The organism is Micromonospora parva, assembly GCF_040649675.1.
GTDB lineage: Bacteria > Actinomycetota > Actinomycetes > Mycobacteriales > Micromonosporaceae > Micromonospora > Micromonospora parva.
The window spans coordinates 1142123-1168383 of the sequence record NZ_JBEZFX010000001.1 but is presented as its reverse complement, the minus strand read 5'-3'; the positions used below and the strand labels follow the sequence as shown (position 1 = coordinate 1168383).

The following is a 26261-nucleotide window of genomic DNA, read 5'->3' as shown; positions in this document are numbered from 1 at the left end:
CCCCTGTCCCGGCGGCTACTCCGCCCCCCTCCGTTCCGGGCCGGTTTTGCTCACCCCCCCCCCCCCCCCCCCCCCCCCCGGGGGGGGGGGGGGGCCGCCCCCCCCCCCCCCCGTCTGGTGTCTCGACTGCCGGCGGTTCCCGCGCCGGCTCCAGGCGTTACTTCTTGCCGAGGCTGACGATCTCGCCGACCGAGTCCCGGCGGACCGCGTCGTAGAACGTCTTGGCTCGGGCGTTGTCGGCCAACACCACGCTCTCCGAGCCGATCCGGCCGGTGCCCTTGGTCGGGCTGGTCACGAAGGTCATGTTCCCGCCGCGAACGCCACGCATCTGCGTCGCCATGTCGAACAGCGACAGTTCCTTGTCCACCGAGACGGAGTTCGAAGTCGCCTTGAGGAAGCTGTTCAACTTGCCGGGGTTGGTGAGGATGCCGCCGGAGGAGGCCTTGTCGATGATGGCGCGGATCACCTGCTGCTGGTGGCGGATCCGGGCGAAGTCACCGTCGGCGAACTGCTTGCGCTGGCGGGAGTAGTCCAGAGCCGCCTCGCCGTCCATCCGCTGCACACCCTTCTTGAAGGTGCGGAACGGCTCGTGGATCGAGGTGAAGCTCTTCTCCGAGTCGATGTCCACGCCGCCCAGCGCGTCGATGATCTCCTTGAAACCAGCGAAGTCGATCAGCGTCACGTGGTCCACCCGGACCCCGGTGAACTTCTCCACCGTCTGCACCATGAGGGGCACCCCACCCCAGGCGTACGCGGCGTTCACCTTGGCGTCCCGGCCACCGTTGTTGCCGTCCGCCGACTTCGGCACCGAAACCCAGGTGTCGCGGGGAATCGAGATCAGCTGGGCGCTCTTCCGGTCCTTCGGCAGGTGGGCAAGGATGATCGTGTCGGTACGCGAGCCGCTCGTCTTCTCCGGGTCGCGGGAGTCGCTGCCCAGAATCATGATGTTCATCGCGCCGTCGACGGCCGCCTGGGGGCGCGACTCCTCGGGCACGCCGTCGAAGGCGTCGACCCGCTCGATACCCGACTCGACCGACCGCAGGTAGAGACCGCCGGCCACCATGCCGCTGCCGCCCAGCACCAGCAGGATCAGCAGGCTGAACAGGGCGATCCGGCGCCAGCGGCGGCGGCGCGGCGGTGCGGCGGCCGGCGGAATGTCCTCGGTCGGTTGAGGCCCGCCGGCGGCGCCGTAACTCGGTTCCGTCCAGTGCTCCGCTGTATGTTCACGACGTGGCATGGGCGCGATGCTACTGAACGTGGTTTCTCAGCGCGTACCCTCGTCCGGACACCATCGTGCGACGTAAGTCCCAAATCGGGCGGCGCACCATCCGCCGTTTCCCTCTGCCGACGCTCCCGGGGAAGTGGTATGAACCTTCGGTGGACGCAACGAAGCTCCGCCGAGCCATCGCCCGTACCCCGCTCGCACCCGTCGCCGCCTTCCCCAAGCGGTTCGCCCGGGTCGCCCGCCACGACGCCAAGGTGCTGCGCGCCTCGGCCCGGTGGCTGGTCACCTCCCGTGAGCATCACAACTACACCTACGAGCTGACCAAGCTGAGCCGCCACCACCTGACCTGGTTCGTCAGCGTCGTCTGCGACATCCCCGTGCAGCAGGTCCGCGGCTACGTCGCCGAGATCGAGTCCGACGACGCGCTGCGCCACCACATCGAGCAGGCGACCGCCACCGCAGCCCGCCGTGGCCTCGCCGACCGGAAGGTCCGCTACGCCCGACGCGTCGGCTGGTACGCGATCGTCCGGGCCACCCACCCCGCACACGTCGTGGAGACCGGCGTCGACAAGGGGTTGGGCACCTGCGTCCTGGCGTCCGCCCTGTTGCGCAACGCGCAGGAGGGGCACCCCGGGCGGGTCACCTCCCTGGACATCAACCCGGAGGCCGGCTACCTCGCCCGGGTCGCGCCCTGGTCCGAGGTCGTCGACCTGGTGATCGGCGACTCGGTCGCCTCGATCGGCGCGCTGGACCGCCCGGTGGACCTGTTCCTGCACGACAGCGACCACAGCCGTGCCCACGAGAAGCGTGAGTTCGACGCCGTGGAGCCCAAGCTCGCCCCCGGCGCGATCCTGCTCACCGACAACGTCACCAGCACCAACGTGCTCGCCGAGCACGCCGAACGCACCGGCCGCCGGTTCCTCGCGTACCGGGAGAGCCCGGTCAACCACTGGTACCCGGGCGACGGGATCGGCGTGGCATGGTAGCCGGGTGCGGCTGACCTCCATTCACACGTACCCGATCAAGGGTTGTCACCGGCTCGACCACGACGGTGCGTTCGTGCACCGGTGGGGGCTGGCCGGCGACCGGCGCTGGATGGTCGTGGACGCCGACGGCGTCGGCGTCACCCAGCGGGACACCACCCGGCTCGTGGGCCTGCGCGCCTCGGTGCGCCCCGGAGGTCTGTCGCTGCGCGCCGACGGGCAGCCCGACCTCGACGTGCCCGAGCCCGCAGGCGGTGAACCGGTACCGGTGCGCACCTTCCGCAGCCGCGCCTTCCCGGTGCCCGCGCTGCCGGCCGGCCAGGACGCCGACGACTGGCTCACCGCCCTGCTCGGCCGACCCGTCCGGTTGGTCTGGCTGGCCCAGCCGACCCGCCACCTGGCCGCCGGGTCCCGCGAACACGACACCGGTGACCAGGTCAGTTTCGCCGACGCCTACCCGGTGCTGCTGGCGAACGCCGCCTCCCTCGACGGCCTCAACGACTGGCTCGCCGAGGCGGGGGAGGAACCGGTGCCGATGACCCGGTTCCGACCCAACCTGGTGGTCAGCGGCGCGCCGGCCTGGGCCGAGGACGACTGGGTCGGTCGGCCACTGCGCATCGGCGACCGGCTGTTCCGCGCCGCCGGGCCGTGCGACCGCTGTGTGGTGACCACCACCGACCAGGAGACCGGCGTACGCACGAAGGAGCCGCTGCGCACCCTCGGGCGGCACCGCAACGTCAAGCAAAAACTCCTCTTCGGACTGAACCTGGTGCCGATCGACAATGGACCCCTGGCCGTGGGCGCCCCGATCGTCGTCGAGCCCTGACCCCGCCAGCAACCGGCAATCCGCACCCCCTCATCACCGTCCGTCGATGCTGTCTTAGCTTTGGCTTAGCCCGCTTGTCGGCACCCGCCAGAATCCGGCAGCATCGCCGTCGTGCCGGACGGAAGCGTTGTCGACATCACCATCGACCTGGACCATCCCCCAACGGACCGGCCGGCACCGTCGTCCGGCGCGAAGCCCTGGCTGGTCGCCACCGGCGTCACCGTCCTCGCGGCGACGCTCGGGCTCACCCTCGCCTTACGCTCCGGATCCACCCCGGCCTGCGCCGCCGGCCGGACGCTCGCCGCCGCGCCGCCCACCGGCAACGCCACGCACACCGGAAAGGCGACCTTCTACGACTCCAAGGGAGCCGGCGGCAACTGCTCGAACCCGTCCGCCCCGGCCAACCGGCTCTACGTCGCGCTCGGGCCGACGGAATACTCCGTCGGTGCCGCCTGCGGCGGATTCCTCGACGTCGTCGGCCCGAAGGGCACCGTCCGGGTGCTCATCATGGACCAGTGCCCGGAGTGCCAGCCCGGCCACCTCGACCTGTCCCGTGAGGCGTTCGCCCGGATCGCCGACCCGGTCCAGGGCGTCGTTCCGGTCACCTACCGCGCGGTCGTCAACCCCCCGCTGCCCGGACCACTCACCTTCCGGATCAAGGAGGGCGCGTCGCAGTGGTGGTTCGCCGTCCGGGTCGGCAACCACGGCAACCCGCTGCGGTCCGTCGAGGTCCGGCAGAGAGACAGCGACCCCTGGCAGCCGGCCGCACGGCAGGACTACAACTACTGGTTGATCGCCTCCGGCGTCGGGCCGGGTCCGTTCACCCTCCGGGTCAGCGACGTGTACGGCAACCGGGTCACCGTCGGCGGCATCCGGATGGCCCCGGGCCAGGTGCAGAACAGCACGGTCCGGATGTACGCACCCGGCGGCGCGGCGGCGGCCACCCGGCGTCCCGCCGCGTCGACCCGACCGCCGGGCAACCGACCCGCCGCCACGCCGACGCCGACCCGTCGCCCGGTCGAGGTCGCGAAGGCGAGCGCGCCGGCCACCGCCACGTCGACCACCAGTTCGGCCCAGGCGAACGCCCGTCGGTGCGCCGGCTGACCACTCAGTCGGCCACAGCCAGATCGAGCCACATCAGGATCTCGTCCCGGTCGTCATCGGGGGCCACCCGCAACGCGCCCGGCAGACGGCCGATCTCCCGATACCCGAGGCCGGCGTAGAACCTGTCCAACCCCAGCCCGTCGCGCACCGTGACGTGCAGCGCCTCGTGGCCGAACGCCCTGCCCAACCGGGCCGCCTCCGTCATCAGCGCCGCGCCGTAGCCGGCGCCCTGGGTGTCGGGGTGGACCATCACCCGCTTCACCACACACCAGTGCGTCTTGAGCGCGAACCGGTTGTCACCGAAGATCAGCATCGCCGCCAGCCGGTCACCGGCGTAGCCGACCAGCAGCCGATCCGGCCCGTCGGTGATGCCCGCGAAGGTCGGCTCGGAGATGACGTGCACGTCGGCGGTGCTGACCGGTGGCACGAAACCGACGGCGCCGCCGGCGTTGCTGACGTCCACCCAGAGGTCGACGATCTCGGCGCGCAGCTGCGGGGTCAGGTCGGGGTCGAGGACGAAGCGCAGACTCACGCCCGCCATCCTGACCCGATGACCAGGCCCGCGACCCACGACAGTGACGCGCCCAACAACAGTCCTGGCTCTGACCGAGCCAGGATCCGTCGTCATTCAATGGCGATGTGGGGCCGACGGGATTCGAACCCGCACTGGTGCGGACCTAAACCGCATGCCTCCTGCCGTTGGGCTACGGCCCCTTGAAGCTGAACTCCACCAGCGTCCACGGCCACTCCATCCGGCGCGGCAGTCGCCTGCCCAGTGGGAAGCCGGTGGGAGTAACCGCATCAGGATCGTAGACCACCTCGGGCGCAACGACCGCAGGCCGTCGCTGACCTGCGTAGGTGGAGGTCTGGCTGTGGCAATTAGGGCAGAGCAGACGGAGGTTGCGTGGTCGGTTGTCGAGAAAATCGCCATTGATGTGGTCGACGTGCAGCGTCAGTTTGGCGCCTTGCCACGTTGACCCCGTGCCACACACCTCGCAGGTCTCGGGTAGGCCGATTGTTGCCAGGGCGCGTTTGAGGCGGACTCCCGGGATTCGCCGAGAGTCGGGCGGCAGCACCACCAGCAGTTCCGTCGGGGACACCCGTCGCCACCGCACGCCTCGATTGTGTGCCTGACCGGTGAAGTGTGACGTGTCGATGCCGAACCGCTTGAGCTGCCGGCTGATGTGCGCGTGCGAGCCGCCGCTGACGCGTACGCCGAGCAGCCGCATCACCTCGGTGATGTTGCGGGCGGCGGCGGCAGCGGCGGCCAGTGCTTCGGGCGTGTACTTGTATCGGACCACTGACGGACCGTAGCGAACCGGTACGACAGGTCAGTCCAGGCCGAGGTCGCGGCGGAGTTTGGCGACGTGCCCGGTGGCCTTGACGTTGTAGAGCGCGCGTTCGATCTTGCCGTCGGCGTCGATCACGAAGGTCGAGCGGATCACGCCGGTGACGGTCTTGCCGTACAGCTGCTTCTCGCCGTACGCGCCGTAGGCGATCAGGACTGCCTTGTCCGGGTCCGACACCAGCGGGAAGGTGATCGCGTCGCGCTCGCGGAACTTCGCCAGCTTCTCCGGCTTGTCCGGGGAGATGCCGATGACCTCGTAGCCGGCGGCCTGGAGGGAGGCGAGCGAGTCGCGGAAGTCGCAGGCCTGCTTGGTGCAGCCGGGGGTCATCGCGGCCGGGTAGGCGTACAGGACGACCTTGCGGCCTCGGAGGTCGCTGAGGGAGAGCTGGTCGCCGGTGTCGGTGCCGAGGGTGAACTCGGGGGCGGGGTCACCGGGGGAGAGGCGGTCGGGCGCGGTCATTGCTCGACGATACCGCCGCGCTGGCGAACTCCGTCGTCGGCGACCCGCAGCCGGTCGCGTGTAGATCGAGGCACCGCCCGGGATGCCGAGGCGTCGGCACGTCGCGGGCGTCCGGAGTGCGGGAGAGGTCGGTTGATTGCCAGGAGGTCGAGCGCCCGAAACTTGCCGTTCACGGGCCTGACCTGGAGGAGGTGATCAACGCCATGCGTTGTTGCCATGCTCTGGCAACAACGACTGATGGGAAATAGGCTGAGGCCCGCCGGCCCGCTCGGGCCAGCTCAGGCGTGGGAGGTCGCGTGGAGACACTGGCGATGCACATCTCGAACGGGATCATCGACGGTCCCGTGGCAGCGGTCTTCGCTGCGCTCGCTCTGGCCGCGCTGACCGTCTGCGTTCTGCGTGGCCGACGGGACCTGGACGACCGACTGGCCCCGATGGCCGGCCTGGTGGCGGCGTTCATCTTCGCCGTCCAGATGCTCAACTTCCCGATCTTCACAGCCGGTGTCAGCGGGCACCTGCTCGGTGGCGCGCTCGCCGCCATGCTGGTCGGCCCGTGGGTCGGCGCGCTCTGTGTGGCAGTGGTGCTCGTCGTGCAGGCGCTGATCTTCGGCGACGGCGGCGTGGCGATGCTCGGCCTCAACATCACGAACATGGCGTTGCTCGGCACCGCAGCTGCGTACGCGCTGATCGCGCTGCTGTTGCGGGTGCTGCCCCGCACGCGGGCCGGCCTGGCCGTGACCGCGTTCGTCGCCGCGATGCTCAGCGTGGTCGTCGCCTCGCAGGGCTTCGTCCTGCAGTACTGGCTCGGCGGCACCACCGACCTGGGCGGCAACCTGGCCGGGCTGGCCGGCACCATGGCCGGCGTCCACCTGCTCATCGGCATCGGTGAGGGCCTGATCACGGCGACCACCGTGCTCACCGTCGCGAAGGTGCGCCCCGACCTGGTGTACGCGCTGCGTTCCCTGCGTACGCCCGCCGTCCCCGTCGTCCCGGTCGCCGGAGGTGTCCGATGAAGAACCGCTCCTGGGCCTTCCTGGCCGGCGGCCTGCTGGTCGCCCTGCTGCTCGCTGGTGTGGTCAGCAACTACGCCTCGTCGCACCCGGACGGGTTGGACTCGTCACTGCTCAAGGGCTGCACCGTCGACGCCGACGACAACATCGTCGGCGGGAGCTGCCCGGCGCAGCAGGCCCGCGACCACGAGTTGGCCGACAGCCCGCTCGCCGACTACGCCGTCCGCGGTGTGCAGAACAGTTTCGTCTCCACCGGCCTGTCCGGGGTGCTCGGTGTGCTGGTGACCTTCGCGATCGGCGCCGGCGGGTTCTGGCTGCTCCGCCGCCGGGGCACCACGCCGACCGACGGTGCCGCGCCGACGCCCACGCCCACCGACGGTGACGCGGCGGTGCCCACGCCCACCGACGGTGATGCGGCGGCGTCGCGCGCCGGCACGGCCAGCTGAGCAGGGGTACGCGGATGGGTGCCGGTCACGGGCACGTGCTGTACCGCGAGTCGGACTCGCCGGTGCACCGGCTCCCGCCCGAGGTCAAGATCGTGGCGATGGTGGTCTTCACCATCGCCGTGGTGGCCACCCCGCGCGAGGCGTTCTGGGCCTTCGGCGCGTACGCGGTGCTGGTGGCCGTGGTGGCGGCGCTGGCCCGGGTGGGGCCACGGTGGTTGCTCAGCCGAGCGTTGATCGAGCTGCCGTTCGTGCTGTTCGCCGTCGCCCTGCCGTTCCTCGGCAGCGGCGACCGGGTCGAGGTGCTGGGTCTGCGGCTGTCCGAGGACGGGCTGCACGGCGCGTGGAACATTCTGGCCAAGGGCACCCTGGGGGTGCTCGCCTCGCTGCTGCTCGCCGCGACCACCACCACCCGGGATCTGATCGTGGGGCTGGACCGGCTGCACTGCCCGCAGGTGCTCACCCAGATCGCCACGTTCATGCTGCGCTACCTGGACGTGCTGGTGGGCGAGGCCCGGCGGATGCGGGTGGCCCGGATCTCCCGGGGCGACGACCCGCGCTTCCTGTGGCAGCTGCGTGGCTTCGCCGCCGGGATCGGGGCGTTGTTCCTGCGCGCCTTCGAGCGCGGCGAGCGGGTCTATCTGGCGATGCTGTCCCGGGGTTACACCGGGCGGATGCCGGCCGTGTGGCAGGGCGAGGGTGCGGCGAGTGCCGGTCAGTGGCTGGTCGCGGCTACCGTGCCGGTGGTGGCGGCCTCCATCGCCGCCACCGCCGTCGTCCTGTCATGATCGGTGTCGTGCAGACCGCTGTCTCGCTCGACGTTCGGGGTGTTCGCTACGCGTACCCGGACGGGCACGTCGCCCTGCAGGGGGTTGACCTGGTCGTGCCGCGCGGCGACCGGGTGGCGCTGCTCGGGCCCAACGGCGCCGGCAAGACCACGCTGGTGCTGCACCTCAACGGCATCCTCAGCCCGACCGAGGGGAGCGTGAGCGTCGGCGGGCTGACTGTCACACCGGATCGGGCCACCCTGGCCGAGGTGCGTCGCCGGGTGGGCATCGTCTTCCAGGACCCGGACGACCAGTTGTTCCTGCCCACGGTGGCGGAGGACGTGGCGTTCGGGCCGGCGAACCTGGGTCTGCGGGGGGCCGAGCTGACCGCCCGGGTGGACGAGGCGCTCGCCGCGGTGGGGATGGGTGAGCACCGGGACCGGGCCCCGCAGCACCTGTCGTTCGGGCAGCGCCGCCGGGTGGCGGTGGCGACGGTGCTCGCCATGCACCCGGAGATCCTGGTGCTCGACGAGCCGTCGTCGAACCTGGACCCGGCGGCCCGTCGTGAGCTGGCCGAGATCCTGCGCGGTCTGCCGGTGACCCTGCTGATGGTCACGCACGACCTGCCGTACGCGGCGGAGCTGTGTGAGCGTTCGGTGATCCTGGACGGCGGCCGGATCGTCGCCGACGCCCCCACCAACACCCTGCTCAACGACCCCACCCTGCTGGCACGGCACCGCCTGGAACTGCCCTACGGGTTCACCCCGCAGCCGTAGACCCACTCTCGGCGGGCTCGACCCGTGGTGCGGCCGCAGTGCTGCGGGAGGCGGCGTGCAGGCGCAGGATGCCGGCGGCTGTCGCGCCGGCGCCGGTGATCAGGAAGAGCGCCACCAGCACGCGGGCGGTCGTCGGCGGCCAGGGCACCGGGGCGATGGCGCGGGCGAACACGGCGGCGTTCGCCGCTCCGGCGAAGAGCGCCAGGCAGGCCCCGGCGAGCGCGACCACGAAGTCGGCGGCCGGGCGGCGGCGTAGTGCGTACCAGCCGGCGGCTATCGCGCCGAGGCCGGTGAGCAGGGACCAGATCTGCCCGGACAGCAGCCCGACCAGAACGCCACCGACGCCCTGGGCGCCGGCGTCCAACTCGCGTCCCACCGGGTAGCCGACGGCCAGCGCGCCGCCGACCATCAGCAGCACGCCCAGCGCGGACAGCGCGCGGGCGCCGGCCGGGGCGGTGGCGGGGAGCAGGCCGAGCGCGCCCACCGCGAGCAGCCCCACGATGGTCACCGCCCACCAGGTGTACGCGTCCGGTGGCGGCACCCAGTCCAGCGTGCCGCCGATCGCCACCGGGTCGGTGCCGTCGCGCAGCGGGATGCTCCAGTTCCGGACCCGGTGTTCGCGCTCCGGTGCGGCGCGGACGGCGGCCGGTGGAGCGGACTCCTGCCACAGCGCGCGCTGGTCGTGCCATCGTGCCGTGGTGCCGTCGGCGATCCGCCGCCAGACCGGTGCGGCGGCCGGGTCGGCCTCGGCCGGGAGGGCGGTCTCTCCGGTGATGGTGCTGTTGAGGTACGTGGCGGGGGAGCGGCTGTTCTCGAAGACCCCGTCCGGGCCGACGCGCAGGTACGGCTCGCCGGAGTAGCCGATGACCTCGATGGTGCGGCCGGTGTGGTTGGTCAGCTCCAGTCGGGCACCCGCCTCGATGACGCGTACCTCAAGTCCTGGCCGCGCCGGTGCGACGCCGGTGGTCCGGGTGCGGTAGTCGGTGCCGTCCGGGGCGTCCGCGCCGTGCGCGGCGGCGGGCGCCGCGCTGATCACCGTCGCGAGGCCGGCCGCGGCCGCGACCAGGCCGGCGCGGCCCAGCAGGGTACGGATCACTTGCCGGCCGCCGCCACGGCTGCGGTGAGCGCGTCCGGGGTGGGGTTCTCGACGGCTTGACCGTTGACCCTGACGGTCGGCGTGCCGGTGACGTTGTTCCGGCTGGCGTCGTCGGTGACGTGTTCGGTCCACGTCCGGTACGTCTGGTCCTTCACGCAGGTGCCGAAGGAGCCCCGGTCGAGGCCCACGCTGGTGCCGATGTCGATCAGCTGGTCGTCGGTGAGCCCGGCGCTGCCCTCGGGTGGTTGCTGGGCGAAGAGCGCCTTGGCGTACTCGTGGTACTTGCCGCCGGCCGCGGCGCAGCCGGAGGCGGCCGAGGAGCGGGTGGAGTACTCGGTGGTGGAGAAGCGGTTGAGGTACGCGACCGGGTGGTAGACGACAGTTGCCTTGTTCTCGGCCACCAGTTGTTCGAGCGTCGACCCGCTGGTCTGCTCGAACTGCTTGCAGGCCGGGCAGAGGAAGTCCTCGTAGACGTCGACGGTGACCGGGCCGTTGCCGGTGACGATGCCGGTGCCGGCGCTGTTGGCGCCGGGCGGGGTGGTGAAGTCGTCGGAGCGCTGGTTGGACCAGACGGCCCAGCCGACGACGCCGGCGATGACCAGGACGACGACCGCGGCGGCGGAGACCCAGATCGTGCGGCGGCGACGCCGTTCGCGGGCCAGTTGCTCGCGGACCACCCGGGCGGCGTCCCGCTGCCCCTTGCGACTACTCATCCTCGTCCTCCACAACGGGTTCGCCGGACAACCACCCGTCCACCGATACCGGCGTACGCGGCCAGATCAGCAGAAATCCGGCTAGAACCAAGAATCCCAGGTCCCGGAGGATCTCCGGGAGGTAACTGGGTGCCTGCCCGGCCGCCAGCTGCCCGCCGCTGCCGAAGCAGCCACAGTCGATGGCCAGCCCCCGCGACCAGGCCGAGGCGATCCCCGCGATGAAGACCACCAGCAGTGCGGCGGAGACCCCGGCGACGAGCCGGGTGGCCAGACCGAGCAGCAGCAGCACGCCCAGTGCCAGCTCGACGAAGGGCAGGGCCGCGCCGATCACTGTCGCCACGTCGTACGGCAGCACCTGGTAGGCGTTGACCGCCCGTCCGGAGGCGGCGAGATCGCTGACCTTCGACGCGCCGGCGACCAACCAGACGGCGGCGAGGCCGAGTCGGGCGGCGATGCCGAGCCAGGGGCGGACCACTGGCCACCGGCCGCCCCGGGTGGAAGGTGTCACGCTCATTTGTCGTCCCGTCCGCGCCGGAAGTTCCACTGTCAGCCGGTCAGGGCGTCGCCGACCGCCTCGACCAGGTCGTCGCGGGCCCGGGCGACCCGGGAACGGATGGTGCCCACCGGCACCCCTTCGACGGCGGCGGCCTCGGCGTACGACAGGCCGAGCAGTTGGGTGAGCACGAACGCGGAGCGCCGCTCGGGACCGAGGCGGCGGACCAGGTCGGCGGCGCCGAGCTGGCCGGCCGGGTCCGGGTGCGGTCGATCGGTGTACGCGTTCGCCGTCAGTCGCTCGTCGAGCCGCCGACGCCGGATGACAGTGCGTAGGTGGTCGGCGCAGGCCCGCCGGGCGATGCCGAGCAGCCAGGTGCGGGCGCTGGAGCGACCCTCGAACGCGGGCAGCGCCCGAAACGCCCGCAGGTAGGTCTCCTGGGTCAGGTCGTCGGCGCTGTCCGGGTCGACCAGGGCGGCGGCGAACCGCCAGACGTCGGCCTGGGTCAGCCGGACGAACGCCGCCTGGGCGGTGGGGTCACCGTCGCGGGCGGTCAACGCCCACCCGGTTGCCGGGTCCCGGGCGACGTCGTCGACCGGCTCCGCCGGACCGGCGGCACCGGAGTCACGCGGGACAGGGATCACGACACACCAGGTTACGCGGCACCGGGCGACGCGTCAGGGTCGTTCGGCCCTTGGATGGTCTGCGCCACGTCGGGAACTTTTCCCCGACCCGGGCCGACTACCCGTTCATGACGTGCGATCTCCGACGCGGCCACCCCCCTCGGGTCGCCGAACGGGACACCGATCGGCGACCATGGCCGGCATGACTGTCGCCCCCCGCCGCTGGGCCGCCCGACTGGCCGCCGCCGCCGGCCTCCTGGTCACCGTCGTCGCCTTGTTGATCGCGCCAGCCACCTCCGCCAGCGCCCACGCGGTGCTGCAGAGCAGCAGTCCGGCTGCCTCATCCGTCGTGCCGAGCGGGCCGTCCGAGGTGGTCCTCACGTTCAGTGAGTCGGTCCGCAAGGTGCCCGGCAAGATCCGGGTCATCGCGCCGGACGGGTCCCGGGCCGACCGGGGCGAACCGTCGTTCAGCGGCGGCGTGGTGACCATCCCGGTGGACCCGGGCGGCGCGCGCGGCACCTACCTGGTCAGCTTCCGGGTGATCTCCGCCGACAGTCACCCGGTCTCCGGGGCGTTCACCTACTCGGTCGGCGCCGCCTCGACCCCGCCCGTCGACTCCGGCACGGACAGCCGCGCCAACCCGGTGGTGGGGACGGCGGTGAAGGTGGCCCGCTTCCTCGGCTACGCGGGTCTGGTGCTGCTGGTCGGGCCGGCGTTGGTGCTCGCCGCGCTCTGGCCGCGCCGGCTCTCCCGGCGGGGGCCGACCCGGCTGGCCTGGACCGGCCTCGGTCTGGTGGCCTTCGCCACCCTCGCCGACCTGTGGTTGCAGGTGCCCTACACCGCCGGCGGTGGTCTCTTCGACGTCACCGGTGAGGGGTTCGGCAGTGTCTTCGGCAGCGCCTTCGGCGCCGCCCACCTGGTCCGGCTCGGCCTGCTGGCGGCGTCGATCTTCCTGCTCCGCCCGCTGCTGGCCCGGCCCGCCGGTAGGGCGGACGCGATCATCCTGGCCGTGCTCGGCGGTGCCGCCCTGCTGACCTGGCCGCTGGCCGGGCACCCGGCGGCCTCCCCGGCGCCGGCGGTGTCGGTGGTGGTCGACGCGGTCCACCTGGGCAGCATGGCGGTCTGGCTGGGCGGGCTGCTCATGCTCGCCGTCTTCCTGCTGCGTCAGGCCGACGAACGGGAGCTGGGCGCGATCCTGCCGATCTGGTCACGCTGGGCGGCGCTCGCCGTCTCGGCGCTGCTGCTCGCCGGCACCGTCCAGGCGCTGATCGAGGTGGCCACCCCGCGGGCGCTGATCGACACCACGTACGGGCGTCTGCTGCTCGCCAAGATCGGGCTGTTCGCGATTGTCATCGCCGTGGCCGCGTACTCCCGGCACCTGGTGCGCAGCCGGGTCGCGGCGCAACGCCCGGCGCCGGTGCGCCGGGCGGTCCTGGTGGAGTTGGCAGTCACCGTGGTGGTGCTGGCGGTGTCCGCCACGCTCGTGCAGACCACGCCCGCCCGCACCGCCGTGGCCGGCCCGTCGGCCGGGGCCGAGTCCGGCTTCTTCAGCACCAGGCTGGACAACCCGTTGTTGGCAGTGGAGGTCGAGGTGAGCCCGGCCCAGCGGGGCAACAACTCGGTGCACCTGTACGCGTACGACAAGAACAACCAGCCGCTGCTGGTCGCGGAGTGGAAGGCGACAGTCGCGCTGCCCTCGGCCGGGATCGAGCCGATCGAGGTGCCGTTGCTGCGGTTGACGGACAGTCACGCCTACGGCGACATCAGCCTGCCGACCTCCGGCGATTGGCAACTGAAGATCACCGCCCGAACGACCGACATCGACCAGGCCACGGTGACCGCCACCGTGCCCATCCGTTAGAGAGGTTCGCGAAACCCATGACCCGATTCCGGCGCACCGCAACCGCCGCTGCCGCCCTGGCGTTCACCGCCGCCGCCACCGCTGTGCTCGGCTTCGCCGGGCCGGCGTCCGCGCACGTCACGGTGAACCCGAAGGAGGCGACCCAGGGCGGCTACGCCCGGGTGGCGTTCCGGGTGCCGAACGAGAGCGACACCGCGTCGACCACCAAGCTGGAGGTCGTGTTGCCGGAGAACGCCCCGGTCGGTTCGGTGTCGACGATGCCGGTGCCCGGCTGGACGGTCACCACGGAGAAGCGCAAGGTGGACCCGCCGATCGAGGTGCACGGCAGTCAGCTCACCGAGGCGGTCTCCAAGATCACCTGGACGGCTTCCGGTGACGCGGGGGTGAAGCCGGGGCAGTTCCAGGAGTTCCCGGTGTCGCTGGGGCCGCTGCCGCAGGTCGACTCGATGATCTTCAAGACCCTGCAGACCTACTCGGACGGCAACATCTCGCGTTGGATCGACGAACCGGTGGCGGCGGGTGCCGAGGAGCCGGAGCACCCGGCGCCGGTGCTCACCCTGGCCGCCGCGGCCGCGCCGGCGGGTTCGGCCTCGCCGAGCGCCGCCGTCGCATCGCCCGACGATGATGACGACGACGACGGCAACGGGCTCGCTGTCGGCCTCGGTGTGGCCGGTCTCGTCGCCGGTCTCGCCGGCCTGGTGCTGGGTGGGCTGGCGTTCACGCGGACCCGCCGGGAGCCGGTCGCCAAGGCCTGACCCCGGTCTGACCCGCTGGCCCGCCGGATATTCCGGCGGGCCAGCGTGCTTTCCGCAGTCGGAGTCGGCCGTGCCGTGGATATCCCCTGATCAGGCGGGTTGCGTCGGTAAGGTCGGCCGGGTATTTGGCTACGGAGGGGGACGGTGCGGATGCGGTTCGTGCGGGCGATCGCCGGGATGCTGCTGTTGGTTGTGGGAATTCCGGCGCTGTTCGCCGGTGGCGGGCTGTGGCTGGTGACCCGACACGCCGACCCCGGCGGGGTCTTCACCGCCCGCTTCGAAACGGTCCGCACGCCCGGTCGCGCGGTGGTGGTCACCGACCTCGACCGGCTGCTGCGACAGGAGGCGCCCTTCGCGCGTACCGCGCAGGCCCGGCTGCACCTGGACGCCCGCACCACTGGCGGGCCGGCGTTCGTCGGGCTGGCGCCCACCGCCGAGGTGCGTGGCTGGCTGGCGGCGGTGCCGCACGCCACGGTCCGTCGGGTGGCGCTGGCCCGGGGGCCGCTGCCGGTCCGGCTCGACCCGGCCGGACCGGCCCTCGACACCCCGCGCGCCGACCCGCCGGGCGCCGCGACGGCCGACGGCCTGGTCACGCCGCTGGGTCGGCCCTTCTGGGTACGCGAGGGAATCGGCTCGCTGGAGTGGAGCGCGGACGACCTCGCCGACGAGCCCATGAGCCTGGTGGTGATGCGCCCCGACGGCGGTGCCGACCTGGCCCTGGACCTGCGCGCGGAGTTGCAGGTCGGGTGGACCGGTCCGGCCGCCTGGGGTCTGCTGGCGGTCGGCGTGCTGCTGGTGGTGGGCGCGGTGCTGATCCTGCTGCGACCGCTGCGCCCGCGCGAGGTGATCTTCGTGGTCGAGCCGGACCAGGTGCCGGTGCTCGCCGGCCGCCTCGGGGTCACGTCGCTCAGTGGCCTGGGCCCCCGGAAGCCGGAGCCGACCGAGCCGTTGGCGGTACGTCAGCTCACCCCGGTCGGTGCCGGGGCAGCGGAGCGGTCCTGGTCGGCGATCGGTGCCCGCCCGGCCACCCTCGCCGACCTTGACGAGCCGGTACGGCTGCCCCGTCCGCCGGAGGTGACGCTGAGCCTCGCCTGGCCGCCGGCCGACGCGGAGGAGCCCACGGCCCGACCGGTGGTGGCCCCACCGGCTGACGACCGGCCCGATGGCGATCCGGCCGGCTGACGGTCCGGCTGTTGCCGTGCCTGGTGGCGGCCGGCCGCTGGCGTCGGGTGGAACGGCGAGTGGCCCTCCGCGCTGCCGACGCGGAGGGCCACTCTCACCGGGGGATCGGTGCTACCCGAGCGACGCTTGAGGTAGATGAGGACAGGTTAGCGCCGATCATGGCTAATCGGGAGGTCTGTCCAATTGGTGCGATTTTCCGCACGCAGCCTCGACCGCACCGGCAGCGCGACCAGCAGCAGCAGACTGAGCAGCACGTACGTGTTCTGCAGGAGGAAGTCCAACGGGTCACGGGTGCGGACCGGCGCCACACCCCAGGCCTGGAACGTCACCACGCCGTAGATCGTCAGGGCGGTGATGCCCACCGCGAGGGCGGCCAGCCACCGACGTCGGCGTGCCTCGTCGGGGCGGTTGGCGCTCAACGCCGCGTCGGCGAGCAGCACCACCGCCGGCACGAACCAGTAGATGTGGTGGGTCCAGGTGATCGGGCTAGCCAGGGAGCCGACCAACCCGGTCAACGTCAGGCCCGTCAACGGGTCACCGGCCCGCGCGGCGCGGGCGGCCCGCCACAGCCCGTAGCCGGCGACCACGGCGACCAGCAGCAGCCAGAGCAGCCGGTCCGGCTTCTCCGGGGCGGTGAAGCGGCTGAGCAGGCCGAACAGCGACTGGTTGCCGACGATGTCGGTGCGCCCCACCCGCTCGGTGGTCCACAGCTCGTGGGTCCAGAACCGCCACGAGTCGCGCGGGGCGATCGCCGCCGCCAGCAGCGTCGCCGCCGCCGCGGTCGCGCTCGCCACCGCGGCGGCCCGCCACCGGCGGGTGACCAGCAGGTACACGATGAAGATGCCGGGGAAGATCTTGAGCGCCGTCGCCAGCCCCACGCCCACCCCGGCCCAGCGTCGCGCCCGCGGTACCGCGAACAGCAGATCGGCCAGGATCAACACGACCAGCAACATGTTGATCTGGCCGAAGGTGATCGTCTCCCGGATGCCCTCCACCGCCAGCACCAGCAGGACGGCGGTGACCAGTGTGAACGTTTGGGGCAGGCCGTGTCGGTCGATCACCGGCATCACCAGCCACCGGGTGGTCAGCACCACTGCCAACACTGTCAACGCCGTGAAGATCGCCACGGTCGCGCCGAGCCGCAGCAGACCGAACGGCCACAGCAGCAGCGCACTGAAGGGCGGGTAGGTGAAGTACAGCTCGCCCTGCACCCGGTCGGGTTGCACGTAGTCGTAGAGCGGGTGGCCGACCCGCCACCAGTCCATCGCGGACATGTAGATCTTGAGATCGAAGAAGTCGTGCACGAGGCCGGGCAGGTAGAGCGCTGGCAGCACGGCGCTGAGGGCCACCACGGCGACCAGGCGACGGACCGTACGACCGCCGGGATCGTCTTCGGTGACGGCGGGCGGTGCGACGGGTTCTGCTGGCACCCCGAAACCCTAGCGGTCCGGTCCGCCGAGAGCGCGCAGCCACAGGGCGTGGGCTGCGCGTAGGCTGTCCCGGTGGCTGATCTCCTCGTCTGGATCGACTGTGAGATGACCGGGTTGGACCTCGGCAGGGACAAACTGATCGAGGTTGCGGCACTGGTCACCGATCCCGACCTCAACGTGCTGGGTGACGGTGTCGACGTGGTGATCCACGCCGACGAAGCGGCGCTGGAGGGGATGCCGGAGATCGTGCAGACGATGCACGCCAAGTCCGGCCTCACCGAAGAGGTCCGCCGCTCGGCGGTCACTCTCGCCGAAGCCGAGGACCTGGTCCTGGAGTACGTCCGCGGCTTCGTGAAGGACCCGCGTACCGCCCCGCTGTGTGGCAACTCGATCGCCACCGACCGGGGCTTCATCGCCCGGGACATGCCCCGCCTCGACGCGCACCTGCACTACCGGATGATCGACGTGTCGTCGATCAAGGAACTCTGCCGTCGCTGGTACCCCCGGGTGTACTTCGGCCAGCCGCAGAAGGGTCTCGCGCACCGGGCGCTGGCCGACATCCGGGAGAGCATCCGGGAGTTGGAGTACTACCGGCGCACCGTCTTCGTCCCGTTGCCCGGCCCGGATGTCGAGACCGCCAAGGCCATCGCCGCCGAACTCTGACCCCGGCCGAGCCGACCGGCAACCCGCTGGACGTGCCTGGCTGTGGTGTGGCTATTATTGGTCCGCACCCCGCCCGGAGCGATCGACCGGGCGACGGCGGCATGGTGGCTGTAGCTCAGTTGGCAGAGCACCGGGTTGTGGTCCCGGTTGTCGTGGGTTCAATTCCCATCAGTCACCCCACTGGTTTCACCGCTCAGGCCCCCTCTCCGGAGGGGGCCTGAGTCGTTGTAGGGGCCAGACAGGGGCAGCCACCGACAAAGGCCCCCTCCGAAGAGGGGGCCTTTGTCGGTGGCTCAGGCGGTCGGCGTGGCGGACGGGGTGCTCGTCGCGTCCGGACTCGGGGTGGTGGTGTCCGGGTCGGCCGGAGGCTCGTACGGAATGGCACTGCCCTTGACGTACTCGTCCCAGCTCATGTTCCAGTCGGTCCAGCCGTTGCCGTTCTGGAGCTTGCGCTCGGTGCCCTTGACCGTGATCGGGTCGCCGATCTGGGTGTTCTTGAAGAGCCAGTCGCCGTTGGCCATCGACACGTTCACGCAGCCGTGTGACACGTTCACGCTGCCCTGCTGCCCTTCGGACCAGGGTGCCGCGTGGATGAACTCACCGCCCCAGGTGAGGCGCTGCGCGAAGTCAATCTTGGTGCGGTAGCCCTCCTCCGGGCCCAGCTCCTCGAACGTGTCGAAGACCGTCTTGCGCAGCTTCTCGATCACGACCATGGTGCCGCTGGACGACGGGGTGCTCTTCTTGCCCAGGCTGACCGGGATGGTCTTGATCACCGAGCCGTTGCGGGTCACCGTCATCCGCTTCGTCTTGTTGTCGACCGTCATGACCACCGCCGCGCCGATCTTGATGTCCACCGAGAGGTCGGCGCGGCCGTACCAACCAGCACCCATCGGCAGGCCACCCGCCTGCACCCGGTAGGAGACCTTGCTGTTGGGCTTCCAGAACTCCTTCGGCCGGTAGCGGATCTCGGTGGGGCTGACCCAGTGCCAGATCCCCTCCTGCGCCGGGGTCGAGGTGACTGTCATCCGGCGCTGCACGTCGTCGCGGTAGTCCTCCGGGATGTTCCGGCTGAACTTCACGATCAGCGGCATGCCCACCCCGACCACCTGGTTGTCACCGAGGAAGCTGCTCACCCGAACCTGGTTGCCGGGTTTGGCCATGGTGGTGAAGGTGCTGGTCGCGGTGGCCGGGCGCCCGTCGTCGCCGGTGGCGGTCACCGTCGCCGTGTAGCTCGTGCCGTATGCCAGCGCGCCGGCCGGCAGCCACGACGTGCCGTCCTTGGCGAGGGTGCCCTCGACCGTCTTGCCGGCGGAGTCCTTCAGCTCGACAGCGGTCTCCACGGCGTCCTTGGTGGTGAACGTGATGCCGGTGGACGCCGGCACGTCCTTGGCGTCGGCCGCCGGCTCACTGATCGTCGCCGTGGCCTTCGGCGCCGGGTTCTCGCCACCGCCGTGCCACGAGGACGGCTTGTCGCCGTCGGTGCAGGCGGAGGTGAAGGCCAGCGCCACGGCGAGAAGCACCGCCGCGAACACGCGGCGTCGCCCACCGGGCCTGATCAGCTGGTCCTGGCTAGCTCGCATGAATTCCCTCACAGTCGTGGTCGCTGCCCCATCGTCTCCTACTGACGCGCCAGAGCCGGCCCCGGTTGCCGAGGGTGAACCGAAACACGCCATCAATAGTGCCCGAATTCTGCTACTATTCGGCGTTTCGTGAGTCTGGCTCGTCTCCGTAACGGGGATCGCGGGTCGCCGCGCCGTCCTCGCACGGCGGGAGTGCAAGGGTACGCCGGCCCCGCCAACGGCAGAGCCGGCGCAACGAGCCGACGCCTCAGACCGCCGGACCGGCTCCACCACTGGGCACCGGCAACGCGCTGCCCTTGATGAACTCCGACCAGCTCAGGCTCCACGCCGTCCAACCGTTGCCGGCGGCGATCCTGCGCTCGGTCCCCTTGATCGTGATCGGGTCACCGATCCGGGTCTTGTCGAACAACCACCGGGCGTTCGCCATCGACACGTTCACGCAGCCGTGCGAGACGTTCCGTCGGCCCTGCACGTGCTCCGACCACGGCGCGGCGTGGATGTACTCGCCACCCCACGTGAGCCGCTGGGCGAACTGAATGTCGGTCACGTAGCGGTTGGCCGGGTCCGGGTCGTCCCGGGTGTCGAAGACGGTGGCTTCCTTCTTCTCCATCACCACCATCGTGCCGCTCGACGACGGCGTGCTCTTCTTGCCCAGGCTCACCGGGATGGTGCGCACCGGCGCGCCGTTCTCGTACACCGTCATCTTCTTGTTGGCGTTGTCGACCTTCATCTCGAACGACCGGCCGATCTTGGCGGTGGCCTTGCGGTCGATGTCGCCGTACCGGCCGTTGCTCAGCGGGATGCCGGCCAGGGCGATCCGCACGGTGATGGTGGTGCCGGGTTTCCAGTACTCGGGGGCCCGGTAGTAGGCCTGCGTGCCGTTGCTGACCCAGTGCCAGGCGCCCGGCTGCGGCGGGTCGGTCTTGACGAACATCCGCTTCTGCACCGCCGCGCGGTCCTTCTTCGGGATGCCCGGGTGGAACTCGGTGACCACGGGCATGGCCACCCCGTAGCTCTTGTCGTCGAAGAGGTAGAGGCCCGAACCGATCGTCGACTTCGGCTTGGCCATCGTGGTGAAGCTGCTGGTGCCCTGGCTGCTCGTGCCGTCCGACGCGCTCGCCGTCACCGTGGCCGTGTAGCGGGTGCCCCACTTCAGCGGCGCGGACGGCACCCAGGACGAACCATCGGTGCGCAGCTTGCCCTCGACCGAGCCACCACCGTCCGCCGTCAGGGTCACCGCGGACACCTTCCCGCCACCCGGGAGCTTCGCGCTGATCTCCGTGCTGACCGGCCGGTTCTTCGTGCCGTCGGCGGGGCTCAGTGTGAGCGGCGGGCCGCTCGGTGCGCTCGGCGCCGAGGGCGCGGCTGAACCAGGGGCGGCGCTCGCGTCCGAGGACGCCCCACCAACGAATTCCGGCTTCTTCTCGTCGCCGCCACACCCGGCCAGTGCCAGTGACGCCGCCAGGGCCAGAGCGCCCACCACCGCCCCGGCTCGCGTGAACCGTGCCATCCCCACCTCTGTTCTCGCGTACCTGGCGGACATCGTGCCGTATCAGCGCCGCCACCCACGCCCCGGACTTTCGTACGCGGGGGCCTTTGTAGCCATATGCCCGGTAAGCTCGACCGAAGGGGGGAGCCGGGTAACCGGATTGGAGCCCGGCTCGACCGGGTGCTAATCTTCTCTCCGTTGCCGAACGAGCGCCGCTAGCTCAACTGGCAGAGCAGCGGACTCTTAATCCGCGGGTTCGGGGTTCGAGTCCCTGGCGGCGCACCAACGAGCAAGGCCCTGACCTGGTGGTTCACACTGGGTCAGGGCCTTTTTCGTGTGCTTCGGTGGTGGGTGGTCGCTCGGTGGGTGCTCGGGAGCCGATGGACCGGGTGGCGTTGGTGGGACACGGCGGGGTGCTCCGGGACGCCGGTCGGTGGCTGCCGGCGCGGGATGGTCGGGCAGCCGGGGGTTGGGGCTGTCGGTGGTCCCGGATCGGTTCGGTGAACGGTTCCCGAATGGCTCGGCGCGAGGGCCCGGCGATCTTGGCGGGACGCGGTCTGCCGGTTCTGTGGCTTACGCCGCAACCCTTCGGCTGACTCGGTGAAGACTGATCATGGAAAACGTCTCACAACCCCTGTTTTTGAGGGTGCGGGGAGTTCCCTCAGGGCGTCGCCGCGGATGAACTGAACAGATGAGAGCGCCGTGAGGGCAGCGGCGCGACAATGCCACAGAGGCCTGGTACTGCCCGGGCTGAACCGAGAGATGCAGCCGTATGGTTCCTGCGGAGTGCGGCCCGCCATCCTGATTTTCGTCACGAGGAGCCGATATCGACCGTCTGGTGTATCCGCTTCCGATGTGCGGTTGCGCCGGTCCACACAGACGGGATTGACGGGGTCCTTCCTATAGTGAAGTCATGCGATGCACAGCACCCAGTCAGGGCCACCGCACCTCCAGCGGTCGCGCCGCATGTCCCGTCCATGGCCGATCGTCGTACCGGTCCTACACGTCCAACCCGTCCCCGTCCAACTATGCATCGTCAAACCCGTCCCGCAGTGGCGGCGGAGGCGGGTCCTCCGGTGGCGGCGGTGGCAGTCGGTCGACGCGGCCTCGGTGGTCGCCAGCAAACTCGTCCGTTGTCTACACCTCTGACGAGGTCTCGGCGCTGGACCGCTACCGCAGCAAGGTCGAGGCGGTAGAACCTCGAGCCAAGTCGTACGACCTGTTCCTCTGTCACGCCTGGGACGACCGACGTGAGACCGCGACTGAATTGCACAACCTCCTCGAAGCCGAGGACGTGTCGGTCTGGTTCAGCGAGAAGGACATCATCCTCGGCCAGCCGTTTATGCGGGAAATCGACAAGGGTCTGGCCAAGACGCGCATCGGTCTCGTGCTCATCACGCCCGCACTCCTCAGGCGTGTCGAGAGCGGCGGGGTGTCCGAGAAGGAGCTTTCGGAACTACTGTCGCGTGACCTGCTGATCCCTGTCGCGCATGGGGTTACCTACGAGGAGATTCGGTTGGTCAGCCCGCTTCTCGGCTCCCGCCACGGGCTGAGCACGGAAGAGGACTCTATGGAGGAGATCGCCAAGAAGATCGCCGAACTGATCGCCGTGTAACACCTGGCGGGCCCCCGGCATTGCCTTCATGGTGATCAGGAGGCGGCGTGTCGTGGGTAGGTTAGGACCGGGCTTGCGTATCGGCTGCGCGTTGGGACTTGGCCCAGCGGGCGGCTGTGCCAGTGGAACCACATAATGGCTGTGTGAAGCCCTCCTTGCGCATTCAGTGACATAGATAGCCTTGCGTCGGAAGAATCCGGGTACCGGTCACGTAGCCGTTCGGCTCGCGGTCGATGGGGCATGTCGCGCCAAGCTCGTGAGGAGGTCGAGATAGGCGCAGTGCTCCAGTACTGCGTCGTCGACTGCGCTGAGCTGGCCGTATTCATGAAGAAAGCTCGCGCGTAGGTCTGGGCGGTGCGGCCAGACCCGAGTGGTGAGTCGTACGAGGTCGCGGGCGGGCAGGTCGTAGCGGCTGTGCTCGAAGTCGATCAGCCTGACGGCTCCGTCGTCGCCGTAGATCATGTTGCGGGGCATGAAGTCGAGGTGGCACGGAAGTGCGGGCAGTGGCGCCAGGTCTCGGAGGGCTCGCATGTGGGCGCGCACCTCAGCCCGGCGGGCGGCGGCGATGCGGTTCCCGACCTGGTGGATCCAATACTCGGCGCGTTCCGCGAGCCAGGAGGTCCAGTCAGGTTCGAGGCGGGGTGGCCCGGCGGCGTGAAGTGTCCTCAGTAGTTGTCCTGCCTTCCGGTGCGCCTCCTGATCCACGGTGGGATCGAGTCGCCGCTCGCTGAGCGGAACTCCCGCTACCGCGGTGATGACGATGGCTGGTGGGTCGTAGGTTGTCGCGAGCAGTCGGGGGGCCTTGTCTCCGAGGGCGGGAACCCAGGTCCGGTAAGCGTGGACTTCCTGGTTGTGGCGTTCCGGGCTGCGATGGATCTTGACAATGACGTCCCCATGAGCGGATGTCGAGGCGCGGAGCACGCGAGTGCCAGCGTGCCCGGGGTGCGAGGCCACGGGCATGGCGTCGGCGTCGAGGAGCCGTTGGCAGAGCGCAAGGTGAATGTTGACGTCAGCCATGGTGGGGCCGGAGGTGCCGGGTGTCGTTGTGGCTGACGAGTTGCCAGATGGTGCGGCCGAAGCGATTGGTTGGTCGCCGCCAACGGGCAATGGAGGCGTGGTCGGTGACGAAGCCGAGCCGCAGGCAAGCGTTCCGGGGGAGGCCGAGGAGCAGGTTGTGGGCCGCTTCGACGGTTTCGCCGTGGGCGGCGATGAAGATTCGTTCACCCTCGTGGCGGGCGAGGATCTTCTGCAGTGCTGCCGTAGCCCGGTAGAGGTACTCGTTCCATGTCTCGGAGCCGGAAGCGTACTGGCGGTCTGGGCTGTGCTGAGGCGGCCCCTGGAAGGAAGTCTTGATGTCGACCCAGGGTCGGCCGTCGGCGTCGCCGTGGTCAGGGCCGCGGAGGTCCGGGTCGATGGTGGCGGGCAGGTGCAGAGATCGGGTGATGATCTCGGCGGTCTGGGTGACGCGGAGTCGGGGTGTGGCGTAGAGGGCGGCATAGGGCCGGTGGCCGTGTTCGGCAGCCAGGCGGGCGGCCAGTTGCTCCGCCTGGGCCCGGCCGAGGTCTGTGAGGCCGGTGCAGCCCTGATCGCCGCCGACGATTCCGGCGACGTTGCAGGAAGCTTCGCCGTGGCGGGCGATGACGAGTTCGGCTGTCGAGGTCATCCGGGGATTCCTTCTCAGATCAGCTCGGCGAGGAACGGGTCGGTCCAGGGCCGGACGGTGGGCCAGGGATGCCGGTAGCCGTTGCGGCCGAGATATCGCAGAGTCAGCAGGTGGTGCAGCTCGGCGTACCGTTTCAAGTCGACCAAGCTGCAGATCTGGGGCGCGACAGCGACGAGGTAGGCGTGCAGACAGCGAGTGATCGATCGGTCGGCGAGGCGGCCGTAGGTCATGGATGCGGTGACCAGGAGGCCGGCCAGGTCGTAACCGAAGGGAGCGAGTGTCAGATCGTCGAAGTCGACGACGGCGACCTCGTTGCCGTTCGCAAGGTAGTTCCGAATGTTCGGGTCCTTGTAGAACGTCACTGGCTCCCCGGCTCTGTCGAGTGCGGCGTCGATGGCCGATCCGTGGATGCCCGCCGCGGCTGCGGCGTGGTGTAGCGCCGCCTGACGCGGGCTGGCGAAGTCGGGGATCACGAGTCTGGTCGAGGTGATGTGGGGTTGATCGAGACGGGCGGTCCGAAGTTCACCTCGGTGCGCGACAGCATGGAGCCGGCCGAGTGCTGCGGCGGCCTGCGGAAGATCATCCACTTTCGGTGTGTGCCCCGAGAGCCGCTCGAAGACCAGATGGCGGCGGCCCCGCGCGACCAGCGCAGGTAGGCGTACGCCGGAGCCCAAGCCGGCTAGCCAGGCGTGGTGGGTGGCAGCGGCGGTGCAGCGTTCCGTATCGTCGTACCGCTTGACGAAGGGGCCGCCACTCATGGCCGCACCGCCACGGCGTAGCTAACGGTGGATTGGGTCGTGTAGGGCGGTGGGGCCAGCCGCTGCTGAAGGGCAGATGCGAGGGCGGGGATCCCGCCGGTCAGGGCGATCCGGTATTTGGGTGTGGTGATGAGGTACCGGGCGAGGTGCGTGGCGTCCGCGAACTGGAGGACGTGTTCCTCGTGATGGACGTCGATGACGGTCAGGTTCTTGGCGACGACGGTGTGCAGGTTGCCGCTGTGGAAGCTCTCGTAGAGGCTCGGTCGGCTGGTGGCGTGTGGGTCGAGTCCGGCGGCGTGGACCAGATGGTCGAGTTCGCCGTAGCTGTCCAGCGACTTGGTGACCAGGACAGCTGTGCCGCCAGGGCATAGGCAGCGGGCGATCTCCGCTACGGCCAGACCCGGCGTTGGAGAGTGATAGAGGCAGAAGGCGGCAACCGCAGCGTCGGCCACGCTGCCCGGCAGTGGCAGGTGGTGGAAGTCAGCGCACACCACTGAGCCCAACGCGCCAGCGGCGCCGAGGCGGTCGCGGGTAGTGCGGAGAAGCGCGACCGAGGCGTCGACGGCAAAGAGCCGGCGGGGCCGGAGCCGGTCGGCCAGGCGCAGGGTTGTGGTGCCGCGCCCGCAACCGATGTCGAGCACGGCCGCCCCGCGTGGAACCCGGGCGGCGAGCATGTTGGCGATCGTGTCGGCGACGTCGCTTCCGCTGATCTTGGCGCGATGCAGCGCGTGGGTGCGGTCGGCGAGCCGGCCGTCGCCCCGGTAGAGGTCGCCCTTGACCAGGGCGGGGTCAAGGAACGGGTTGGCCGACATCTGTCGCCTCCCGTCCCGCTGCGGTCAGGTCACGGGCTGATGCTCGTCGCGGACGCGGTTGATCAGATGGGCGGCCTGGCGGCGGCTGGTGAGGGTGATCAAGCGGACGTGTGGTCCGTGCTCGCGGAGAAGGTCCTGGACTCGCGGGCGCATAGTGCGCCGGTAGCTGAGGACGTAGCGGACGAAGTTCCAGGTGATGCGGTCGTAGACGCCGTCCTTGTGGTGTTGTCCGCCGCGGTAGCGCCAGCGGCGTTGGGCGATGCCCCACAGGCAGGTCGAGGCGGGCAGGTCGAGAAAGATCACGGTGTCGGCGGCGGCAAGCCGGATGGGCAGAGTGCCGGCGTAGTTTCCTTCGATGAGCCAACGTTCGCCAGCGACGAGTTTCTCCTGCTGGGCGGCGAACTCGTCCTGCGGTAGCGGCTTCCAGTGCTCGTCGTAGTAGGTCGCGTCGAGGTGAGTCAGCGGCACGTCGAGGATCCGGGCCAACTGGCGCGCGACGGTGGACTTGCCGCTGCCGCCGCAGCCGATGATGGCGATCCTGTCCATGGTTCTCCAGGGTAGAGGTGCGGTGAGCTCGTTCGGTGGT

At 70.4% G+C, this 26261-nt stretch carries 28 protein-coding genes and 3 tRNA genes; 14 read left to right on the top strand and 17 right to left on the bottom strand.

The genetic code is table 11. From position 1 onward, the window contains the following. Positions 1-157: 157 nt before the first annotated feature. Positions 158-1237, bottom strand: a complete 1080-nt coding sequence (locus AB0C03_RS05220; protein ID WP_081883806.1) for an LCP family protein — start codon at positions 1235-1237, stop codon at positions 158-160. 140 nt (positions 1238-1377) lie between these two features. On the opposite strand from AB0C03_RS05220, the gene AB0C03_RS05215 reads away from it, so the two are divergent. The 3 genes from AB0C03_RS05215 to AB0C03_RS05205 all read left to right on the top strand — a co-directional run bounded on the left by AB0C03_RS05215 (position 1378) and on the right by AB0C03_RS05205 (position 4138). After that, positions 1378-2211, top strand: a complete 834-nt coding sequence (locus AB0C03_RS05215) for an O-methyltransferase (RefSeq protein WP_210865146.1) — start codon at positions 1378-1380, stop codon at positions 2209-2211. Between the two features lie 4 nt (positions 2212-2215). Continuing rightward, positions 2216-3034, top strand: coding sequence for an MOSC domain-containing protein (locus tag AB0C03_RS05210; protein ID WP_210865147.1), 819 nt, complete (start codon positions 2216-2218; stop codon positions 3032-3034). 111 nt (positions 3035-3145) lie between these two features. Next, positions 3146-4138: an expansin EXLX1 family cellulose-binding protein gene (locus AB0C03_RS05205; protein WP_307857775.1), complete on the top strand. Its 993-nt coding sequence runs from the start codon at positions 3146-3148 to the stop codon at positions 4136-4138. Between the two features lie 4 nt (positions 4139-4142). On the opposite strand, the gene AB0C03_RS05200 is transcribed toward AB0C03_RS05205, so the two are convergent. The 4 genes from AB0C03_RS05200 to bcp form a co-directional block, all read right to left on the bottom strand. Further along, a complete protein-coding gene (locus AB0C03_RS05200) occupies positions 4143-4670 on the bottom strand; it encodes a GNAT family N-acetyltransferase (RefSeq protein WP_030331226.1) in 528 nt (175 codons plus the stop codon). A gap of 108 nt (positions 4671-4778) precedes the next feature. Continuing rightward, positions 4779-4852: transfer RNA gene (locus tag AB0C03_RS05195), tRNA-Leu, on the bottom strand. Then, positions 4843-5439, bottom strand: coding sequence for an HNH endonuclease signature motif containing protein (locus AB0C03_RS05190; protein ID WP_209444544.1), 597 nt, complete (start codon positions 5437-5439; stop codon positions 4843-4845). Before AB0C03_RS05190 ends, AB0C03_RS05195 begins: the two co-directional genes overlap by 10 nt. 30 nt (positions 5440-5469) lie before the next feature. After that, positions 5470-5946 carry a thioredoxin-dependent thiol peroxidase gene (gene bcp / locus AB0C03_RS05185; RefSeq protein ID WP_210859345.1) on the bottom strand — a complete coding sequence of 159 codons (477 nt, stop codon included), beginning with the start codon at positions 5944-5946 and terminating at the stop codon, positions 5470-5472. A 296-nt stretch (positions 5947-6242) separates the two neighbouring features. On the opposite strand from bcp, the gene AB0C03_RS05180 reads away from it, so the two are divergent. The 4 genes from AB0C03_RS05180 to AB0C03_RS05165 are packed head-to-tail and all read left to right on the top strand — an operon-like array spanning position 6243 to position 8942. Continuing rightward, the gene (locus tag AB0C03_RS05180) at positions 6243-6959 is read left to right on the top strand and encodes an energy-coupling factor ABC transporter permease (RefSeq protein WP_210859347.1); all 717 of its coding nucleotides are present in this window, start codon (positions 6243-6245) and stop codon (positions 6957-6959) included. Further along, entirely contained in the window at positions 6956-7402 is a 447-nt protein-coding gene (locus AB0C03_RS05175; RefSeq protein WP_357634426.1) for a PDGLE domain-containing protein, read from the top strand. The genes AB0C03_RS05180 and AB0C03_RS05175 overlap by 4 nt, the downstream gene beginning before the upstream one ends. Before the next feature lie 14 nt (positions 7403-7416). Further along, entirely contained in the window at positions 7417-8187 is a 771-nt protein-coding gene (gene cbiQ / locus AB0C03_RS05170; RefSeq protein WP_210859349.1) for a cobalt ECF transporter T component CbiQ, read from the top strand. After that, on the top strand, positions 8184-8942 hold the full coding sequence (locus AB0C03_RS05165) for an energy-coupling factor ABC transporter ATP-binding protein (RefSeq protein ID WP_357634422.1): 759 nt from the start codon (positions 8184-8186) through the stop codon (positions 8940-8942). Before cbiQ ends, AB0C03_RS05165 begins: the two co-directional genes overlap by 4 nt. On the opposite strand, the gene AB0C03_RS05160 is transcribed toward AB0C03_RS05165, so the two are convergent. The 4 genes from AB0C03_RS05160 to AB0C03_RS05145 are packed head-to-tail and all read right to left on the bottom strand — an operon-like array spanning position 8926 to position 11888. Next, complete coding sequence (locus tag AB0C03_RS05160; RefSeq protein ID WP_357634419.1) at positions 8926-10038, bottom strand: hypothetical protein; 1113 nt, start codon at positions 10036-10038, stop codon at positions 8926-8928. The genes AB0C03_RS05165 and AB0C03_RS05160 overlap by 17 nt on opposite strands. Next, positions 10035-10751 (bottom strand): DsbA family protein, encoded by a 717-nt coding sequence (locus AB0C03_RS05155; RefSeq protein ID WP_030331213.1) that lies wholly within the window; start codon positions 10749-10751, stop codon positions 10035-10037. The genes AB0C03_RS05160 and AB0C03_RS05155 overlap by 4 nt, the downstream gene beginning before the upstream one ends. Next, positions 10744-11265, bottom strand: a complete 522-nt coding sequence (locus AB0C03_RS05150; protein WP_030331212.1) for a MauE/DoxX family redox-associated membrane protein — start codon at positions 11263-11265, stop codon at positions 10744-10746. Before AB0C03_RS05150 ends, AB0C03_RS05155 begins: the two co-directional genes overlap by 8 nt. Before the next feature lie 32 nt (positions 11266-11297). Then, positions 11298-11888 (bottom strand): sigma-70 family RNA polymerase sigma factor, encoded by a 591-nt coding sequence (locus tag AB0C03_RS05145; protein ID WP_030331211.1) that lies wholly within the window; start codon positions 11886-11888, stop codon positions 11298-11300. Positions 11889-12060: 172 nt separating this feature from the next. Between AB0C03_RS05145 and AB0C03_RS05140 the strand changes: the two genes are divergently transcribed. From AB0C03_RS05140 to AB0C03_RS32290, 3 genes are all read left to right on the top strand, one after another. Further along, positions 12061-13728, top strand: a complete 1668-nt coding sequence (locus AB0C03_RS05140) for a copper resistance CopC/CopD family protein (RefSeq protein WP_357634415.1) — start codon at positions 12061-12063, stop codon at positions 13726-13728. A 17-nt stretch (positions 13729-13745) separates the two neighbouring features. Continuing rightward, positions 13746-14483: a YcnI family copper-binding membrane protein gene (locus AB0C03_RS05135; protein WP_030331207.1), complete on the top strand. Its 738-nt coding sequence runs from the start codon at positions 13746-13748 to the stop codon at positions 14481-14483. A 150-nt stretch (positions 14484-14633) separates the two neighbouring features. Beyond that, a complete protein-coding gene (locus tag AB0C03_RS32290; RefSeq protein ID WP_400447574.1) occupies positions 14634-15665 on the top strand; it encodes a hypothetical protein in 1032 nt (343 codons plus the stop codon). Between the two features lie 146 nt (positions 15666-15811). Here the strand turns inward: AB0C03_RS32290 and AB0C03_RS05125 are convergent, their stop codons facing one another. After that, a complete protein-coding gene (locus AB0C03_RS05125) occupies positions 15812-17095 on the bottom strand; it encodes a glycosyltransferase 87 family protein (protein WP_357634411.1) in 1284 nt (427 codons plus the stop codon). Between the two features lie 72 nt (positions 17096-17167). Here AB0C03_RS05125 and orn point away from each other — a divergent pair, with 72 nt between their 5' ends. Both orn and AB0C03_RS05115 read left to right on the top strand, forming a co-directional pair. Next, on the top strand, positions 17168-17758 hold the full coding sequence (gene orn, locus AB0C03_RS05120; protein ID WP_036411320.1) for an oligoribonuclease: 591 nt from the start codon (positions 17168-17170) through the stop codon (positions 17756-17758). Between the two features lie 104 nt (positions 17759-17862). Continuing rightward, a tRNA-His gene (locus AB0C03_RS05115) sits at positions 17863-17938 on the top strand. A 113-nt stretch (positions 17939-18051) separates the two neighbouring features. On the opposite strand, the gene AB0C03_RS05110 is transcribed toward AB0C03_RS05115, so the two are convergent. Together AB0C03_RS05110 and AB0C03_RS05105 are read right to left on the bottom strand one after the other, a co-directional pair. Continuing rightward, positions 18052-19338, bottom strand: coding sequence for a L,D-transpeptidase (locus tag AB0C03_RS05110; RefSeq protein ID WP_357593299.1), 1287 nt, complete (start codon positions 19336-19338; stop codon positions 18052-18054). Positions 19339-19585: 247 nt separating this feature from the next. Then, on the bottom strand, positions 19586-20848 hold the full coding sequence (locus AB0C03_RS05105; protein ID WP_210865158.1) for a L,D-transpeptidase: 1263 nt from the start codon (positions 20846-20848) through the stop codon (positions 19586-19588). A gap of 188 nt (positions 20849-21036) precedes the next feature. Here AB0C03_RS05105 and AB0C03_RS05100 point away from each other — a divergent pair. Together AB0C03_RS05100 and AB0C03_RS05095 are read left to right on the top strand one after the other, a co-directional pair. Continuing rightward, positions 21037-21112 (top strand) — tRNA-Lys (locus AB0C03_RS05100). 628 nt (positions 21113-21740) lie between these two features. Beyond that, positions 21741-22442 carry a toll/interleukin-1 receptor domain-containing protein gene (locus AB0C03_RS05095; RefSeq protein ID WP_357634406.1) on the top strand — a complete coding sequence of 234 codons (702 nt, stop codon included), beginning with the start codon at positions 21741-21743 and terminating at the stop codon, positions 22440-22442. A 207-nt stretch (positions 22443-22649) separates the two neighbouring features. Here AB0C03_RS05095 and AB0C03_RS05090 read toward each other — a convergent pair whose 3' ends face one another. The 5 genes from AB0C03_RS05090 to AB0C03_RS05070 are packed head-to-tail and all read right to left on the bottom strand — an operon-like array spanning position 22650 to position 26221. Further along, positions 22650-23459 carry an aminoglycoside phosphotransferase family protein gene (locus AB0C03_RS05090; protein WP_357634403.1) on the bottom strand — a complete coding sequence of 270 codons (810 nt, stop codon included), beginning with the start codon at positions 23457-23459 and terminating at the stop codon, positions 22650-22652. Further along, positions 23452-24105 carry a histidine phosphatase family protein gene (locus AB0C03_RS05085; RefSeq protein WP_357634400.1) on the bottom strand — a complete coding sequence of 218 codons (654 nt, stop codon included), beginning with the start codon at positions 24103-24105 and terminating at the stop codon, positions 23452-23454. The genes AB0C03_RS05090 and AB0C03_RS05085 overlap by 8 nt, the downstream gene beginning before the upstream one ends. Before the next feature lie 14 nt (positions 24106-24119). Continuing rightward, positions 24120-24863: a phosphotransferase gene (locus tag AB0C03_RS05080; RefSeq protein WP_357634397.1), complete on the bottom strand. Its 744-nt coding sequence runs from the start codon at positions 24861-24863 to the stop codon at positions 24120-24122. After that, entirely contained in the window at positions 24860-25675 is an 816-nt protein-coding gene (locus tag AB0C03_RS05075; RefSeq protein ID WP_357634394.1) for a class I SAM-dependent methyltransferase, read from the bottom strand. The genes AB0C03_RS05080 and AB0C03_RS05075 overlap by 4 nt, the downstream gene beginning before the upstream one ends. A 24-nt stretch (positions 25676-25699) precedes the next feature. Continuing rightward, positions 25700-26221, bottom strand: coding sequence for a P-loop NTPase family protein (locus AB0C03_RS05070; RefSeq protein ID WP_357634391.1), 522 nt, complete (start codon positions 26219-26221; stop codon positions 25700-25702). Positions 26222-26261 lie beyond the last annotated feature (40 nt).

What these genes read in the sequence shown, in the direction of transcription:
- AB0C03_RS05220 (WP_081883806.1), bottom strand. Translation starts at nt 1,237, where the DNA reads ATGCCACGTCGTGAACATACAGCGGAGCACTGGACGGAACCGAGTTAC.
- bcp (WP_210859345.1), bottom strand. Translation starts at nt 5,946, where the DNA reads ATGACCGCGCCCGACCGCCTCTCCCCCGGTGACCCCGCCCCCGAGTTC.
- AB0C03_RS05175 (WP_357634426.1), top strand. Translation starts at nt 6,956, where the DNA reads ATGAAGAACCGCTCCTGGGCCTTCCTGGCCGGCGGCCTGCTGGTCGCC.
- cbiQ (WP_210859349.1), top strand. Translation starts at nt 7,417, where the DNA reads ATGGGTGCCGGTCACGGGCACGTGCTGTACCGCGAGTCGGACTCGCCG.
- AB0C03_RS05165 (WP_357634422.1), top strand. Translation starts at nt 8,184, where the DNA reads ATGATCGGTGTCGTGCAGACCGCTGTCTCGCTCGACGTTCGGGGTGTT.
- AB0C03_RS05155 (WP_030331213.1), bottom strand. Translation starts at nt 10,751, where the DNA reads ATGAGTAGTCGCAAGGGGCAGCGGGACGCCGCCCGGGTGGTCCGCGAG.
- AB0C03_RS05150 (WP_030331212.1), bottom strand. Translation starts at nt 11,265, where the DNA reads ATGAGCGTGACACCTTCCACCCGGGGCGGCCGGTGGCCAGTGGTCCGC.
- AB0C03_RS05140 (WP_357634415.1), top strand. Translation starts at nt 12,061, where the DNA reads ATGGCCGGCATGACTGTCGCCCCCCGCCGCTGGGCCGCCCGACTGGCC.
- AB0C03_RS05135 (WP_030331207.1), top strand. Translation starts at nt 13,746, where the DNA reads ATGACCCGATTCCGGCGCACCGCAACCGCCGCTGCCGCCCTGGCGTTC.
- AB0C03_RS32290 (WP_400447574.1), top strand. Translation starts at nt 14,634, where the DNA reads ATGCGGTTCGTGCGGGCGATCGCCGGGATGCTGCTGTTGGTTGTGGGA.
- AB0C03_RS05110 (WP_357593299.1), bottom strand. Translation starts at nt 19,338, where the DNA reads ATGCGAGCTAGCCAGGACCAGCTGATCAGGCCCGGTGGGCGACGCCGC.
- AB0C03_RS05105 (WP_210865158.1), bottom strand. Translation starts at nt 20,848, where the DNA reads ATGGCACGGTTCACGCGAGCCGGGGCGGTGGTGGGCGCTCTGGCCCTG.
- AB0C03_RS05095 (WP_357634406.1), top strand. Translation starts at nt 21,741, where the DNA reads ATGCGATGCACAGCACCCAGTCAGGGCCACCGCACCTCCAGCGGTCGC.
- AB0C03_RS05090 (WP_357634403.1), bottom strand. Translation starts at nt 23,459, where the DNA reads ATGGCTGACGTCAACATTCACCTTGCGCTCTGCCAACGGCTCCTCGAC.
- AB0C03_RS05085 (WP_357634400.1), bottom strand. Translation starts at nt 24,105, where the DNA reads ATGACCTCGACAGCCGAACTCGTCATCGCCCGCCACGGCGAAGCTTCC.
- AB0C03_RS05080 (WP_357634397.1), bottom strand. Translation starts at nt 24,863, where the DNA reads ATGAGTGGCGGCCCCTTCGTCAAGCGGTACGACGATACGGAACGCTGC.
- AB0C03_RS05075 (WP_357634394.1), bottom strand. Translation starts at nt 25,675, where the DNA reads ATGTCGGCCAACCCGTTCCTTGACCCCGCCCTGGTCAAGGGCGACCTC.
- AB0C03_RS05070 (WP_357634391.1), bottom strand. Translation starts at nt 26,221, where the DNA reads ATGGACAGGATCGCCATCATCGGCTGCGGCGGCAGCGGCAAGTCCACC.